This window comes from Achromobacter colocynthidis, from assembly GCF_057334535.1.
Genome location: NZ_JBHFIZ010000035.1, coordinates 344,572 through 360,269, shown reverse-complemented (window position 1 = coordinate 360,269; position 15,698 = coordinate 344,572). Strand labels below are relative to the sequence as shown.

Below are 15,698 nucleotides of genomic sequence, written 5' to 3'. Positions count from 1 at the left end.
TTAATCGATCGTGATGTTGGCGCGCTGCGCGACGTCACGCATCTGCGGCAGTTCTTTCTGGATCAGCGCTTCGCCCTCGGCGGCGCTGGAGAAGGCCGCTTCAAAGCCCTGCGCCTCAAGGCTCTTGCGCACGTCGGGCGACGCGACCGTGGCGCGCAAGGCGGTTTCAAGCTTGGTCTTCACGTCGGCGGGCAGGCCGCGCGGGGCGGCGACCATCAGCCAGGTGTCCATGGCCACCGACGGATAGCCCTGTTCGGCAAAGGTCGGCACGTCGGGCAGGAAGCTAGACCGGGCGGGGGCCGACACGGCCAGCACGCGCACCTTGCCTTGCTTGCTTTGCGGCAGCGCGGCCGCCACGGTGTCGACCGAGAACGGAATCTGGCCGCCGATCAGGTCGGTCATGGCAGGGGCACTGCCCTTGTAGGGCACGTGGATCATCTGGATACCGGCGGCCGACAGGAAGGCTGCACCGACGAAGTGTGCGGTGGTGCCGGCGCCAAACGACCCATAGGCGGGCGGTTCCTTGCTGCGTTCCTTGGCGTAGGCCACCAGTTCCTTCAGGTTCTTGACCGGCACCTCGGGGTTGGCCAACAGCGCCAAGCCGGTGCGGCCAACAATGCCGATCGGCTCGAAGCTCTTGACCGGGTCGTAAGGCAGCTTTTTCTGAATGGCGGGGTTGACCGTGAAGGTGGTGCCGGAGCTGACAAACAGCGTGTAGCCGTCAGGCGCGGCCTTGGCCACGAAGCCGGCGCCGATGGCGGTGCCTGCCCCGGCGCGGTTTTCCACCACGATGGTCTGGCCCAGTTCCTGGCCGAGCTTTTGCGCGATGACGCGGCCCAGCACGTCGGTGGCGCCGCCGGGCGGGAAGGGCACCACCAGGGTGACGGGGCGCGTCGGGTAGGCATTCTGCGCGCTGGCCACGGCGGGGAGGGCGAAGGCGCCGGCCAAGGCGACGGAAAGGGCAATCAAGGGAGTCTTCATGGTCATGCTCGACAAGAGTGGTGGAGGGGCGGCGCGTCTGTCGGCGCCTGGGGAGTTGCCGCGAGTTCTTGCCCGCGGTTCAGAAATCGGTCGTACTCTTCTGCCGGCACGAACAGCCCGCCCGTGGTCCAGGCCAGATGCGTGGCGCGCGGCAGGTGCGGCAGCAGCTTATGTTGGCGCAGCCATTGCTGGCCCGCGATGCTGCCCAGCAACAGGCGCGGCCCGGAAAAACCCGCGGCGGCCGACGGCTCGATGCGCAAGCCTTCGCTGTCATGCAGGCGTGCCAGGTCGCTGTAGAGCGTGTCGTCCGCCACCGTGTAGACGCCGGCCAGCAAGTGGCCGACCGCGTCATACGCCAGTTCGGACGCGCGCGGCACGGCCAGGCCATCGGCCTCGGTCTGGTTGGTCAGCCCGATGTCGTAGACGGACGGCGGCACCGGCACGCCGGGCAATTCGCCATTGCCGGCCATCATGCGCAGCAGAAAGCAGGGCGACTGCACCGGCTCGGCAAAGAAGCAATGCACGTGCGCACCGAACAGCAGCGACAGGCCGAAGGCGATGCCGCCCGGCGCGCCACCCACGCCACACGGCAGGTACACAAACAGCGGATGCTCGGCATCGACCACGATGCCGGCCTGCGCAAGCTGGTCACGCAGCGCCAGGGCGGCGGCTGCATAACCCAGAAACAGCGAGGCCGAGCGTTCGTCGTCAACAAAATAGCCGTGCGGATCGGCCTCGACCTGACGGCGGCCAGCCGCCACGGCTTTTTCGTAATCCCCCTGATGTTCGACCACCTCGACGCCGCGAGCGCGCAGGCGCGCCTTCTTCCATTCCTTGGCATCCGAAGACATATGCACGGCGGCACGAAACCCCAGCGCCGACGCGATCACGCCAATCGACAGGCCCAGGTTGCCGGTCGAGCCCACGGCCACCTGGTATTGCGCAAAGCAAGCACGCGCCTCTGGCGTGCCTAGCTTGCGATAGTCATCGCCCGGCGCGATCAGGCCGCGTTCCAGCGCCAGCTTCTCGGTGAATTCCAACACTTCATGAATGCCGCCGCGTGCCTTGATCGAACCGGCCACGGGCAAAGCGTGATCGGCCTTCACCCACAGCCGCCCCGATGCCACCGGCAAGCCCAGCGCCTCTTGCATGACGGCGGCCTCAAGCAGCGGTGATTCGATCACGCCGGCGGATTCTTCCAGTTCCGGAAACAACTGCGCCAGCAACGGCGCAAAACGCGCAAAGCGGTCATGCGCGGCATGTACATCAGCCAAGCCAAAGGGTGCGGCGGCTAGTGAGGCGGCTAGTGCGGCAGCCTTGTCGGAACGGGTCCACAACGCAGGCCGCGCGGCACGCAGCGCTTGCAAGGACAAAGAGGAAACGGAGGCGTGGGACGGTGGCATGAACACGGTTGCAAAATGAAAAACGTCATCGAACGGTCACATCCTAGGCTCGGCCTTAGCGTTGCGGCAATATGCGTTGTTAGAATTGTTCGTTGCGCTTAACGCAAACCAAGGGAAAACCCGATGAACGTGCAAGTCCTGCAAGAAATGGCCGTTCGCTACTTCCTGGAAGTGGCGCGCTGCGGCTCTGTCAGCGTGGCGGCGGAAAAGCTGGAAGTGGCGCCGTCGGCGGTCAGCCGCCAGATTGCACGGCTGGAGCGCGAGCTGGGCACCTTGCTGTTCGAACGCCGCTCACGCGGCATGGTCTTGAACGCCGCCGGCGAATTACTGGCGGCGCACGCCAAGCGCGCGCAGCAGGACGTAGAGCGCGTCAGCGGCGAAATCATGGGCCTGCGCGGCTTGCGCCAAGGGCTGGTGCGGGTCGTCTGTACCGAAGGTTTCGTGCACGACGTGGTGCCGGCCGCCATCGCGGAATTCCGCAAGCAATACGCCGGCATCCGCTTCACGCTGGAGGTGTGTTCGCAGCGCGAGGTGCCGGCGCGGGTGCGCGATGGCGCGGCCGACATCGGCATTACGCTGGGGCTGACCTCGCATCGCGACATGCAAGTGGAACTGCGCATGCCCGCGCCCGTGCGCGCGGTGGTGGCCGCCGACCATCCGCTGGCGCGCCGCGCCGACGTCTCGCTGGCGCAATTGATGGCCTATCCGCTGGCCTTGCCCGACGCCGATTCCACCTTGCGGCAATTGATCGACATCAGTTGCAGCCGCCAGCAATTGCAGTGCGAACCCGTGTTCTCAAGTCGCAGCGTCGACGCGCTGGTGGCTTTTGCCGGGGCAGGCGGCGGCGTGGCGTTCTGCGGCGAACTGGCCATCCGCTATCGGCTGCGCGGCAAGCAAGTGGTGGCCGTGCCGCTGCGCGACCGCGAAATGAACGAACGCCACTTTGAAGTGCAGACCCTGGCCGGGCGTGTGCTGCCGGAAGCGGCCAAGGCGTTCATCGCCAGCCTGCGCACGCAGTTGAATGCGGAATGACCCTATAGGCACACGCCGCGCCAGGCGTATGATTTCAGCCAGAGGATCAGCACCGGCCTGACGGCGGGCAGCAAGCCCGCGCGCCAGCCTTGCCTATCACGGCTTCGCATCGTCCCATCCGCTTTCCTTGCGCTGGGGCGCACAGGCGTCGTGCCATGAACCATCCGCTGCTTGCTGCCTGCTTCGGATCACCGACGGGTGATCACGATTTCAAGGTATTCACTGGGCACCACCATCGTCGCGTCGCCAGAGCGATTGAACCGGTCTATTTGCGCCAGCAGATCGCTTTCCAGAGCGGCTTGCGCGGCAGGCTCCAGCATGGAAAACGCCTTGAGGACCGGGCCGTAATAGCTTCTGAAGATCTGCACAAAATGCGCTGGCGACAGATAGCGGAACACGAAGTGCCGCGCTTCCACCTGGATCGCCGAGGCGTGCGCGCCAAACATCTCGTCGATGCGAGCCCGGGTGCCCCACAGCGCGGGCGATTTCACGCCGGCCGGTGGCGGCACATGCTTGCCGATGGTCTTGAAGATCTGGCCCACGAAGCTTTCCGGCGTCCAATTGGCCAAGCCGATCTTGCCGCCCGGACGGCACACGCGGATCATTTCGGCGGCGGCCTTGTCCTGGTCGGGCGTGAACATCACGCCGAAGGTGGAAACCACGGCGTCAAAGCTGCCGGGCGCGAAGGGCAGGGCTTCGGCATCGGCTTCCTGGAATTCAATCTTCAGCCGATCGGCGGCGGCGCGTTCGCGGCCACGGCTAAGCAACGCGGGCACATAGTCGGTCGACGTCACCTCGCACCAACGCCGTGCGGCGGCCAGCGACGCGTTGCCGTTGCCGGCCGCCACATCAAGCACTTTCTGCCCGGCGCGCACATCAAGGGCTTCGCACAGCTGCTCGCCCACGATCTGAAGCGTGGTGCCGACAACGGCATAGTCTCCGGAAGACCAGGTAACTTGCTGCCGGGTCTTCACGGCGGCAAGGGTGGGCGGGGGGGAGGCCGGGGCGGGAGTTTGCGCGGGAGCCTGTGCTTCGGGAACAGCGGCAATATCGGATGCGGACATGGTCTGTCTCCATCAAGACAAGGAAAAAGCACCGGCGGATATCGCCGGCACGGTGCCGATGCAAGGGCAGGGGCCAAACGGCTTGCGCGGTTCGTGCAATCGGTACTCAACCGTAGAGCGGGCGCGTGGAGGCTAGCGTGGTAGCGGGCGTGGAATCCGACGCGGCTGGCGGGGAGGGATTTCCCGAGGTCAGCACCATCCGTATTCAACTGCTGGGGCCAACCACCATCAGCAGGGCGGGTCAGCCTGTGCCGTTGCCGCCATCCCGCAAGCTGCGTGCGCTGGTGGCCTACCTGGCGCTGGCCTCGCACCCCGTTTCCCGCGCGCATCTGTGTGAGCTGCTCTGGGACATCCCGAATGATCCCCGCGGTGAACTTCGCTGGTGTCTCAGCAAGGCAAGAACCTTGTTGGACGATCCGGGCCACCCCCGCGTCCAGGCGGCGCAAGACAGCGTCACGCTGGACCTGCACGATTGCCGTGTGGATGTGGTCGACATCGAACAGGCGATGCGGCAGGGCATCAATAACGTCGGCACGGAGCGGCTACGCATGTTGGCGGCGCTGTTTGCCGGAGATTTTCTGGACGGATTGCTGATCCGATCCTGCCCAATGTTCGATAGCTGGCTGGTGGCGCAACGGCGGCGGTTCAGAGCCTGCCAGGTGGCGGTGCTGGAACACCTGGCGACGACGTTGCCTGACGGATCCGAAGAACGCTACGACTGCCTGGACAAGTGGCTGCGGCTTGCTCCCTTCGACCGGCACGCGCATGTGTTGATGCTGCAATCGCTTAACGCGCGTCAGCAGCTACGCGAAGGCGAAGAGCACCTGGCCGCCGCGATCCGCGCGTTTGAAGACGAAGGGCTGGATTGGCGTCCGTTGCGGGATGAATGGCGGCAGTTACGGCTGGCGCCGGCTGAGTTCCCCAGGTCGCCAGATTTGCCTAAGTCGCCGGCGACGCACGAGCCCCCTGAGCCGTCGGCAGCGCCCGGCATCGCCGCGCTTGCCGCATCGCCAGAAGGGGGCAAGGCCCAACCCCGACGCGCCTCGATCGCGGTCATGCCTTTCACAGACGCATCGGCACGCAACGGTGTGCGGGGAGGGCTGGGCGATGGCTTGGCCTACGACATCATCACCCGTCTGGCCAAGCTGCGTAGCCTGTTCGTCATTGCCCAGGGCACCGTCTTCGCCCTGGACCAGCGCAGCGTCGGGCCGGAAGAGGCCGGTCGAACGTTGAATGTGGACTTCGTGGTCAGCGGCATGTTGCGCCGGCATGCCAAGCGGATCATCGTTGACGTGGCGCTTGTCCAAGCCCGGACCGCTCGCATCGTGTGGGCAGAAACCTTCGATCACGCAGTGGACGACGCCTTTGTGGCGCTGGACGAGATCGGCAACCGAATCGTTGCCTCGGTGGAAATCGAAGTTGAATCCGCCGAGCGCGAGCGCGCCATCCTCACGCCACCCAATTCGCTGGACGCCTGGTCGGCGCACCATCGCGGCCTGTGGCACATGTACCGCTTCAACCAAGCGGACAATGCGCAGGCAAGACGTTTCTTCCAGATGGCGGTGCGGCTGGACCCGACGTATTCCCGCGCGTACGCCGGGCTGTCGTTCACGCATTGGCAGGACGCATTCCAACGCTGGGGCGAGCAGAACCCGGCTATGGATCTGGCGTACCAAGCCGCAAGCCAGAGCTTGACCGCCGACGACCGGGATCCCGCCGCGCATTGGGCCATGGGGCGGGCGTTGTGGCTGCGCGGCAGCCAGGACCCATCGCTGGCCGAATTGCAGCGAGCGGTAGACCTAAGCCCGAATTTTGCGCTGGGGCACTACACCTTGGGCTTCGTCCATTGCCAGTCGGGCGACGCGCAGGCGGCGATCGGGTCGGCCGATCATTCCCGCCATCTGAGCCCGTTTGATCCCTTGATGTTCGGCATGCTGGCCGTGCGCGCACTGGCACTGGTCCGATTGGGGCGCGTTGAGGAAGCCGCCGATTGGGGCGTGAAGGCGGCCATGCGTCCAAATGCGCACCTGCACATCTTGGCGATCGCCGCGCATTGTCTGGCGCTGGCGGAGAGGCAGGACGAGGCGCTGGGTTTTGTGGCCTTGATTCATCAGGCAAATCCCGCGTATCGGGTGGCGGATTTGTTGAACGCGTTCCGGTTGACGACGGATGCGGAGGGCTTGTTCAGACTAGCGGCAATGAAGATCGGCTTGGCTTAATGGAATACGCATAATGTGTATTATGTAAAGTGACAAATAGGCGAAGCCCTGCCCATATCCCAGCCGCAAGCTGTCATCCAACGCTATCTATCCGTAATCAACCCCGCCAGCAACGTCTTGCTCACACCAGAACCTTCCGCCTTGTACTCGTCCCGGACCTGGCCCGCCTGATCCCCAACCGAATCTGCTTCTCGATCTCCAGCACCGCAAACAACACCACGCCGACGCCCACGATCAACGCCCCATCCCAAACCGGCACCGACTCCGTGCCGAAGATGACCTGCATCGGCGGCAAGTACGTCACCGCGAACTGCGCCGCCGTCACGGCTATCACCATCGCCCAGACCACCTTCGTACCCGCCACGGCTTTCCACGTCAGCGACGTCCCGTAGATGTTCCGGACGAAGAACAGATGGAAGATTTCCATAACCACCAGCGTGTTGAACGCCATGGTGTGCGCCAGCGCCATTGAGTAGCCGCGTGCCGTGGCGTAGTGAAAGATGCCGAACACGGCGATCAGGAACAACACGCTTACCAGCAAGATGTGCCAGGCTAGTTCACCCCCGATCAGCGGTGTGCCGGCTGCTCGCGGGGGCCGGCGCATGGTGTTTTCTTCCGTGGGTTCAAAGGCCAAGGCCAGGCCTAGCGTGACCCCGGTCACCAGGTTGACCCAAAGAATCTGGATCGGCGTGACAGGCAGGCTGGTGCCGACCAGCAGCGCCACGATGACCGTCAAGGCTTCACCGGTGTTAGTGGGCAGCGTCCAGCTCACGACCTTCTTGATGTTGTCGTAAACGGTTCGGCCTTCGCGCACGGCGGCGACGATGGACGCGAAGTTCTCGTCCACCAGCACCAGTTCAGCCGCTTCCTTGGCGGCCTCACTGCCCTTCTCTCCCATGGCGATGCCCACGTCGGCGCGGCGTAGCGCCGGGGCGTCGTTGACGCCGTCGCCGGTCATCGCAACGATCATGCCTTGCGATTGCAGGGCCATGACCAGGCGCAGCTTATGTTCGGGGCTGGTGCGGGCAAAGATGTCGCAGTCCTGGGCCGCCTGCCGCAACGCGGCGTCGCTCAGGCCGTCCAGGTCGGCGCCGGTCAACACGGTGCGGGTGTCTTGCAGGCCGATCTGCGCGCCGATGGCGGCGGCGGTCTTGGCGTGGTCGCCGGTAATCATCTTGACGCGGATGCCGGCCTGGCGGCAGGCGCGGACGGCTTCGATGGCCTCGGCCCTGGGCGGGTCGATCATTCCCACCATGCCCAGCAGCGTCAGGGTTCCGTCGACATCGCTGTTCTCAAGCACGGTATGCGTGGGCTTCATGGACCGCACCGCAAAGCCAAGCAGCCGTTGGCCGCTTGCGGCGATGCGGTCGGATTCCGCGTGCCAATACGCGGTGTTCAACGGTTCGACGCCGCCATCGGCCGCGCGCTGGTGGGCGCACATGGCTAGTATGCGTTCGGGCGCGCCCTTTACATAAATGAAGGCTTGCCGCTGATGGTCGTGACATAGCGTGGCCATGAAGCGCGTCTGCGAATCGAAGGCGATGGCGTCCGTGCGCGTCCAGCCGGCCCGAAGCTTCTGGGCGTCCGCGCCGGCTTTCTCAGCAAACGCCAGCAGCGCGCCTTCCATCGGGTCACCCTCGACCACCCAAGCGCCATCATGCTGACGCAGCGCGGCGTCGTTGCACAGCGTGCCGGCGCGTGCCAGTTCCTGCAACACGCCATGGTTTGACGCCTCCACGGCCGCGCCGTCAAGCAGGATGCTTCCTTTGGGTTCGTAGCCCACGCCGTCCAGCGCCAAGACGTGTTGCGGGGTCAAGACTGTGGCCACGACCATTTCATTGCGGGTCAAAGTGCCGGTCTTGTCGGTGCAGATGACGGACACGGCGCCTATCGTTTCAATGGCGGGCAGGCGCCGCACGATGGTGTTGCGCTGGGCCATTGCCTGCACGCCGATGGCCAGCGTGATGGTCAGCACGGCCGGCAGCCCTTCCGGAATGGCGGCAACCGACAGGCCGACCACCGCCATGAACAGTTCGGTGAATTCGTAGCCATGGACGAAGTAGCCATGCACCAGCAGCAGCGCGGCAACGGCAAGGATCACGGCGGTCAGCCACCTGCCAAAGCCATCCATTTGCTTGACCAGGGGCGTGGTCAGCGTTTGCACCGTGTCCAGCAGTGAGCTGATCCGCCCGATTTCCGTGTGCAAGCCGGTTGCCACCACTACCCCTCTGCCCTGCCCGGCTGCCACCAACGTGCCGCAATAAGCCATGGGCGCTCGGTCGCCCAACGCGGCGTCGGTGGCGACGGGATTCGTGTGCTTTTCCACGGGCACGGATTCCCCGGTCAGCACGGCTTCCTGTACCCGCAGCGAATGCGCCGTCAGCAGGCGTATGTCTGCCGGAACCCGGTCGCCCGCTTCCAGCAGCACGATATCGCCGGGCACCAGGGTCTCGCCCGCGATGCTGCGGCGCTCGCCGTCGCGCAACACATTCGCGCGCGGCGCCAGCATCTGGCGGATGGACGTCATGGCCTTCTCTGCCTTGCCTTCCTGAAGAAAGCCGATGACGGCGTTTGCCAGGACAACGGCCAGGATGACGCCGGTGTCGACGCCATGTCCCAGAAACGCGGTGATGGCGGCCGAGCCCAGCAGCACGTAGATAAGAACGTTGTGGAACTGTGCAAGAAAGCGGCTGAGCATGCCGCGCTGGCGTGCAACCGGCAGCCGGTTGGGACCGAAGGTGGCCAGTCTGGATTCGGCCTCGGCGTGGTCCAAGCCTTTGGGTGTGGCCTTCAATTCGGCCAACACCCGGTCACCCGCTTGTGCGTGCCAGGGGGAACCGTTCTGCTCTTGCGCGGCGTCTTGCATGGGTGGATTTCCTGTGGCCAGGACGGCCCCCCAAGCATCGCACGGCCAGCTTGAAGAAGCTTGATGTGGATCAACACCGTGCTTGAAGGCTGGATCATGCTGATAGCAGGCGCTCAGTCCCACTACGCCAAGCCCCTTAACTCTTGGAGACACCATGAAGAACGTACTCATCCCCGTCGACGGCTCGGACAATTCCCTGCGGGCCGTGCGCTACATGATCGATCGCGTGCGCGAATATGGTCCTTGCACCCTTCACTTGCTGAACGTGCAGCTTCCGATCGTGTCCGGCACAGTACTGACCTTCATTTCGGCGGCCGCCATCCAGGAATACTACGAAGACGAAGCCAAAATGGCCCTGGCGAAGGCGAAAGACATGCTGGATACCGCCGGCGTCATGTACCAGGCCGAGCTGCGCGTGGGCGCCGTCGCCGACACCATCAAGACCTACGCCGCGGAACAGCACTGCGACCATATCGTCATGGGCTCGCGCGGGCTGGGCGCGGCGGGCAGCCTGCTGCTGGGCTCGGTGGCGATGAAGGTACTGCACACCATCCATATCCCGGTGGTGCTTATCAACTAGCGTGCGGCCATTGCCCGCGCCCTGCTTTGCCGGAGAATCAACATGTACAACCGTATCCTGGTGCCCATCGATGGAAGCGCCACCTCCGAGGCGGGCTTGAAGGAAGCCATACGCATGGCGCAACTGACAAAGGCGAACATGCGCATGGTTCACGTAGTGGATGAGCTGTCGTTCGCGATGACGGTCGACGCCTACCGCTATCACGCGGGCGAACTCCTGGACCTGACGCGACAGACCGGCGCCAAGCTGCTTGATACCGCCGTGAGCACCGCGCGCGCGGCGGGAGTCGAGGCCGACAGCGTGCTGTACGAGAACCTGGACCGCACCGTCCACCAGCGCGTGCTGGACGAGGCCGACGATTGGAAGGCGGAGTTGATCGTCATGGGTACCCACGGGCGTCGCGGAGTGCGCCGGGCGGTGCTGGGCAGCAGCGCCGAGGCCATCATGCGCGGCGCGGCAGTGCCAGTGCTACTGGTGCGGGCGCCGGACGGCTAGCCGGGGCCGATGCGGGTGGGCGGTGACGGGTGGCGGTATCTTGCACCCGCCGCCCATCTCTGTTGACCAATATCAATATCCACCGCGCCCGGCGGAACAAGATGGAAGCAACGATACAGTGGACAGGCTTGGACGCTGGCGTTCTGGAGAAACATGATGCTGGCACGCGACCTGATGTCCCAAGATCCCTTTTGCGTTAGTGCAAGTACACCGGTGTCGACGATTATTCACGCGATGCTGGACAAGAACATCAGCGCCGTCATGGTGACCGGCGACAGCGGCGAATTGATCGGCCTGGTCAGCGAAGGCGATCTGGTGCGCCGCCAGGACAGCGTGCATCAAAAGAAAAAAGACCATTGGCTGTCGCTGCTGGCGCAAGGCGAGGCGTTGAACCTGGAATTTCTGCATAGCTTGCAGTTGGGCGAGCGCACCGCCGCCGCCGTGATGAGCCGCCCCGTCATGACCCTGGACGACACCGCGCACCTGTCCGAGATTGTTGACGTGATGCTCAAGCACGGCATCAAGCGGGTACCCATCACCCGCGACGGCAAGCTGGTGGGCGTGGTGAGCCGCCGCGACATCCTGCGCGCCCTGCTGGCGCAGGAATCCTGAGCGTGCCGCTCGAACAAGGAGCCATGATGTCGCGCACAGCCATTATTTTTTATTCGCGTTCCGGCACGGGGCGCACCGTGGCCGAACGCCTTGCCACGGCGTCTGGCTGGCCGGCGTGGGAAATCCGGGACGCCAAACCCAGGGCCGGCCTGTCCGGCGACCTGCGCTGTGTCGTGGACAGCCTGTTCAAGCGCAGCCCGGCGTATCGGTATGACGGGCCCGAGCTGGATGTGCTGGACCATGTGGTGCTGGTGGCGCCGGTTTGGCTGCGTTCCCTTGCCGCGCCCATGCGCGCCTTCCTGAAGACCGAAGCGTCTTTTCTGCCGGCCTATTCCGTGATCTGCGTCATGTCGGGCGTGGGCGGGTTTCGCGCTGTCGACGATATCGCCACCTTGGCGGGCAAGAAGCCCCGATCGATCCTGCTGTTGAAGCAGGCGGACGTACTGGCGGAAGAATGCGATGCGTCCCTTTTCCGATTCAAAGAGCAGGTGGCCGCGGCCACCCCGGCGGGCCGCGACGACGCCCAGGTGATACCCGCCGTGGATTAAGCGCCCCAGCCAAACGCCCTACCCCTCCCTGAGCGGTCTTTTGCGATCTGGATTCGCGTGGCAATGTGTGCTGCAATGATTCGTCGCTGGTTGTCGCAGCCCCCGTCCAGGGCCATGCTACGCAATGGGAAATTCGTCGAACGCACCTCCGCTGATCGACATCATCCAGTCCGCCACCGAGCCGATCATCACGATCGACGGGCAGCAGCATATCGTGATGTTCAACGCCGCGGCGGAACGTGTCTTCCTTCGCGATGCCGCAAGCACCATCGGCGCCAAGCTGGACATGCTGATACCCGTGCGCTTTCGCCTGGTCCACGCCAGGCATGTCGACCGTTTCAAGCACACGGGCATCTCTGAGCGTCAACTGGGCCAGGGCGCGCCGTTGTGGGGCTTGAGGTCCAACGGCGAAGAATTTCCCATGGAAGCGTCGATCTCGCAGACGCATACGGAATCCGGCGTATTCCTGTCCATTTTCCTGCGTGACGTCACCGAGCGGCAACGCATCGATCAGGCGCTGCGCGCTTCGCGCGATGAACTGACCCGCTTGTCCAACGCCTTGCTGCATGTGCGCGAACAAGAAAAAAAGCACATTGCCCGCGAACTGCACGACGACCTGGGCCAAAGCCTGACGGCGTTGACGATGGAACTGTCGCAACTGGAATCCACCATCGGCGCGAATGACCCGGAAGCACGCGAGCGGGTGCGGGAACGTGTGCAGGTGATGCGCGCGTTGGTCAAAAGCACGTTCGCGTCGTTGCGACGCATCGCCTCCGACCTGCGCCCAGTCATGTTGGATGACCTGGGCCTGGCCGCCGCCGTCGAATGGTTGGTGGCCGGTTTTGTGTCGCGATACGGTATCGATACCGACGCCCGCATTGAAGTCGGTCCGGCTGAACCGTCCAAACGGGTGGCCACCACCCTCTTCCGGGTGGTACAGGAAGCGCTGACCAACATCGCCAAGCACGCGCAGGCCAGCAAGGTACAGGTGCACCTGTCCTGCACCACTACCCATTGCAGCCTGACCGTGCAGGACAACGGCGTGGGCACAACGCCCGACAGCATTGCCAAGAAGCTGCCTATGTCGCTGGGCTTGCAAGGCATCCGCGAGCGCGTGCGGCTGCTCAATGGCGAAGTCACGATCACCACGCGCAAACAGGGGGGCTTTCGCCTGGAGGCCAAGGTGCCCGCCGAACATCCGAACTTGCCAGGGGAAATGAATTGATCACCCTGATGCTGGCCGACGACCACACCTTGCTGCGTGAAGGGCTCAGGCGGCTGCTTGAGCAGGCGGGCGACATCACGGTGGCGGGCGAAGCGCGAGACGGCTCGGAAGCGCTGCGGCAGCTTGCGATGCGGGCCTGGGATCTGATCGTGCTGGACATGTCGATGCCGGGCCGCGATGGCGTGGGCCTGATCCGCCAGATAAAGGCGGACTTTCCCAAGGTGCCGATCCTGGTGCTGACCATGCATGGCGAGCAGCAATACGCCGTGCAGGCGATCAAGGCCGGCGCGGCGGGCTACCTGACCAAGGACAGCGCGGCCGACGAACTGGTGCAGGCCGTGCGCAAGGTGGCGGCTGGCGGCCGCTACCTGAGCCGGTCGCTTGCCGAGAGTATCGTGTTTGAGCGGCACGGCGATGTCAGCGGTCTGCCGCATCTGCTGTTGTCCGATCGGGAACTGTCCGTATTCCGGTACCTGGCGTCGGGCATGAGTAATTCGGATATTGCGCGGCTACTGTGCCTGAGCATCAAGACCGTCAGTACCTACAAGGGCAGAATCCTGGTGAAGATGCAGTTGCGCAACCAGGCCGACCTGGTGCGTTACGCCATCAAGCACGATTTGTTTGACGACGAGGCCAGCCCCGGCAAGTGATGAGGGACGCCACGCAGCGCTCATTACGCCTCGGTAGCCCTGCCCGTAGGAATACGCCTACAGCTGTAGTCTGTTTCCCCTGAAAACTGGCGGGCTGCGCTGATAGTGCAAGCGGGTTTGATGATGCAGACTGGCGGTGGAGTGTGCCAGATGGCCCGTGAAACCTCCATTTTTCACCCGGCGGCCATCTTCACCTGACGTGAGGCGCAGCCATGGATGCTTCCCTTGTCCCTTCCCTTGTCCCCTACCCAGGCAACGGATCCCGGGGGGCCGCGCGGCGCGGCACCGGCATCCACGACGGACCGGTGCGGCTGCCTGCTGATTGCGACTTCTGCGGCATGGCGCGAATCTGCCAGCCGGGTCGCAACAATCACCTCCAACCTATCCACGATACGGCGCGCAACTGGCGCCTGGTCCACCGTGGTGAATCCGTTTACCGGGCCGGCGACTCCTTGTTGAATCTGTATTACCTGCGCGCCGGGTCGATGAAGATCCGCGTCACCAACCCATCCGGTTCCGAGCAGATCGTGGCGTTTCCGATTGCCGGTGCGTTGTTGGGGCTGGATGCCATCGCCACGGGCGCGCACGAGTGCGATGCCATCGCGTTGGAAGATTCGCTGGTGTGCGTGCTGCCCTTCGACGAGCTGATGTCCAATTGCCTGCACGACTCGGTGGCCTCGCGCGAATTCAACAAACTGATCGCCCAAGAGGTCAACCAGTTCCGGCGCCTGCTGACGGCGTTGGGCTGCATGTCGACCGAGGGCCGCATCGCGCGTTTTTTGGTGAACCTGTCGGAACAGATGGCGGCCAATGGCTATTCCGCCCGCGAATTCACGCTGAAGATGACACGCGAAGACATCGCCAACCATCTGGGCATGACGATCGAAACGGTATGCCGAACCTTCGGACGGATGCAAACGGCGTCGCTGCTGAGCGTCAGCAGGCGGAACCTGGAAATCCGCAATTTGGAAGCCTTGAGGAAAGTCGGTAGCGTCTAGCGCGGCGTAGCGTCGTTTGTCGTGTCCCACTACGCCCCACCACGCCCCGGCTAATGCGAGAACAGCACCGGTACGGTCATGGCGCCCAGCAGCGAACGGGTGGCGCCGCCCAGCACCCATTCATGCATGCGGCTGTGCCCGTAGGCCCCCATGACGATCAGGTCCGCATTGAAATCCGCCGCCGCGCTCAGGATCGCGTCGCCGATGACGGTGTCGTCCATGTTCCGGGATTCTTGCTCGGGCTGCGGAAAACCGTGGCAGGCGCAGTAGGCCGCCAGGTCCTCGAAGGGTACGCCGGCCTCAGGCTTGACGTCCGCATCAGGGGTGCCGACCAGCACGCGCAGCGCCCGGGCGTTGCGCAGCAGCGGCGCGGCGTCGGCGATGGCGCGGGCGGCTTCCCTGCCCCGGTCCCAGCAGTAGAGGATGCGCATGCCGATGTTTGGAAACGCGCCCACCGAGGGCAGCACAATCACGGGCCTGCCGGCGGTCAGCAAGGTTTGCTCCACAAAATTATTGCCCGTTGCGGCGTACAGGTCGTAGGCGTTTTGCTGGCTGATGATGAGTACGTCCGAACACCGCGCATGCCGCACCGCACATTCAGCGGGTGCGTCGTCCCCTTGCCGCCATGACACGGCCACGCCCGCGTCTAGCGCGGCTTGGCTGAACGAGGCCTGGACGGCGGCGCGGCCCCGGGTGTTCATTTCGCGGGCCATGTCTATCGAGCGCACCCAGAGCCCCGCGGCGTCGTAAAAATACCCCGGCAGCATGTAGCTGGCGAAGATGCCCGTCAGGTGGGCGTCATGCGCCTTGGCCAGGCTCAGGCCCAGATCGATGCGGCGGGCGCAGTCGACCCCATTGTCCAGATGAACCGCGATACGGCTGAACATGGTTAGTCACCTTGTTGCCAGTCGGCGGCCACCCGCCTCCAAGAACCATGCTGAGCCGTCCTGAAGTTTCGATGTTGACCTTTATCAACGGAAAATCGGGGACGAAATTCCGGGCTCCCTGGCCGCCCGCCATTGCAG

General features: G+C 64.4%; 14 protein-coding genes. 9 read left to right on the top strand and 5 right to left on the bottom strand.

The genetic code is table 11. The features are described 5' to 3' along the window. Nucleotides 1–987, bottom strand: coding sequence for a Bug family tripartite tricarboxylate transporter substrate binding protein (locus ACE04A_RS17450; RefSeq protein WP_259247424.1), 987 nt, complete (start codon nucleotides 985–987; stop codon nucleotides 1–3). Beyond that, nucleotides 984–2,384, bottom strand: coding sequence for a D-serine ammonia-lyase (dsdA, locus tag ACE04A_RS17445; RefSeq protein ID WP_448718868.1), 1,401 nt, complete (start codon nucleotides 2,382–2,384; stop codon nucleotides 984–986). The genes ACE04A_RS17450 and dsdA overlap by 4 nt, the downstream gene beginning before the upstream one ends. Nucleotides 2,385–2,507: 123 nt before the next feature. Here dsdA and ACE04A_RS17440 point away from each other — a divergent pair, with 123 nt between their 5' ends. Then, entirely contained in the window at nucleotides 2,508–3,416 is a 909-nt protein-coding gene (locus ACE04A_RS17440; RefSeq protein WP_259247426.1) for a LysR family transcriptional regulator, read from the top strand. 188 nt (nucleotides 3,417–3,604) lie between these two features. On the opposite strand, the gene ACE04A_RS17435 is transcribed toward ACE04A_RS17440, so the two are convergent. Then, a complete protein-coding gene (locus tag ACE04A_RS17435; protein ID WP_485820342.1) occupies nucleotides 3,605–4,480 on the bottom strand; it encodes a class I SAM-dependent methyltransferase in 876 nt (291 codons plus the stop codon). A 125-nt stretch (nucleotides 4,481–4,605) separates the two neighbouring features. On the opposite strand from ACE04A_RS17435, the gene ACE04A_RS17430 reads away from it, so the two are divergent. Further along, on the top strand, nucleotides 4,606–6,699 hold the full coding sequence (locus ACE04A_RS17430; RefSeq protein ID WP_485820341.1) for a transcriptional regulator: 2,094 nt from the start codon (nucleotides 4,606–4,608) through the stop codon (nucleotides 6,697–6,699). A gap of 121 nt (nucleotides 6,700–6,820) precedes the next feature. Here the strand turns inward: ACE04A_RS17430 and ACE04A_RS17425 are convergent, their stop codons facing one another. Continuing rightward, nucleotides 6,821–9,565: a cation-transporting P-type ATPase gene (locus tag ACE04A_RS17425; RefSeq protein ID WP_448718864.1), complete on the bottom strand. Its 2,745-nt coding sequence runs from the start codon at nucleotides 9,563–9,565 to the stop codon at nucleotides 6,821–6,823. Nucleotides 9,566–9,719: 154 nt separating this feature from the next. Between ACE04A_RS17425 and ACE04A_RS17420 the strand changes: the two genes are divergently transcribed. From ACE04A_RS17420 to ACE04A_RS17390, 7 genes are all read left to right on the top strand, one after another. Next, nucleotides 9,720–10,145 carry a universal stress protein gene (locus ACE04A_RS17420; protein WP_259247430.1) on the top strand — a complete coding sequence of 142 codons (426 nt, stop codon included), beginning with the start codon at nucleotides 9,720–9,722 and terminating at the stop codon, nucleotides 10,143–10,145. A 42-nt stretch (nucleotides 10,146–10,187) separates the two neighbouring features. Then, a complete protein-coding gene (locus ACE04A_RS17415; RefSeq protein ID WP_448718863.1) occupies nucleotides 10,188–10,640 on the top strand; it encodes a universal stress protein in 453 nt (150 codons plus the stop codon). 153 nt (nucleotides 10,641–10,793) lie between these two features. Continuing rightward, a complete protein-coding gene (locus tag ACE04A_RS17410; RefSeq protein ID WP_279996273.1) occupies nucleotides 10,794–11,252 on the top strand; it encodes a CBS domain-containing protein in 459 nt (152 codons plus the stop codon). Nucleotides 11,253–11,275: 23 nt separating this feature from the next. Next, on the top strand, nucleotides 11,276–11,800 hold the full coding sequence (locus ACE04A_RS17405) for a flavodoxin family protein (RefSeq protein WP_447989094.1): 525 nt from the start codon (nucleotides 11,276–11,278) through the stop codon (nucleotides 11,798–11,800). A gap of 124 nt (nucleotides 11,801–11,924) precedes the next feature. Then, nucleotides 11,925–13,025 (top strand): sensor histidine kinase, encoded by a 1,101-nt coding sequence (locus ACE04A_RS17400; RefSeq protein ID WP_448718861.1) that lies wholly within the window; start codon nucleotides 11,925–11,927, stop codon nucleotides 13,023–13,025. Continuing rightward, nucleotides 13,022–13,675, top strand: coding sequence for a response regulator (locus tag ACE04A_RS17395; RefSeq protein ID WP_448718860.1), 654 nt, complete (start codon nucleotides 13,022–13,024; stop codon nucleotides 13,673–13,675). The genes ACE04A_RS17400 and ACE04A_RS17395 overlap by 4 nt, the downstream gene beginning before the upstream one ends. A gap of 212 nt (nucleotides 13,676–13,887) precedes the next feature. Then, nucleotides 13,888–14,673: a helix-turn-helix domain-containing protein gene (locus ACE04A_RS17390; protein WP_259247435.1), complete on the top strand. Its 786-nt coding sequence runs from the start codon at nucleotides 13,888–13,890 to the stop codon at nucleotides 14,671–14,673. A gap of 50 nt (nucleotides 14,674–14,723) precedes the next feature. On the opposite strand, the gene ACE04A_RS17385 is transcribed toward ACE04A_RS17390, so the two are convergent. After that, the gene (locus ACE04A_RS17385; protein ID WP_259247436.1) at nucleotides 14,724–15,560 is read right to left on the bottom strand and encodes a universal stress protein; all 837 of its coding nucleotides are present in this window, start codon (nucleotides 15,558–15,560) and stop codon (nucleotides 14,724–14,726) included. Nucleotides 15,561–15,698 lie beyond the last annotated feature (138 nt).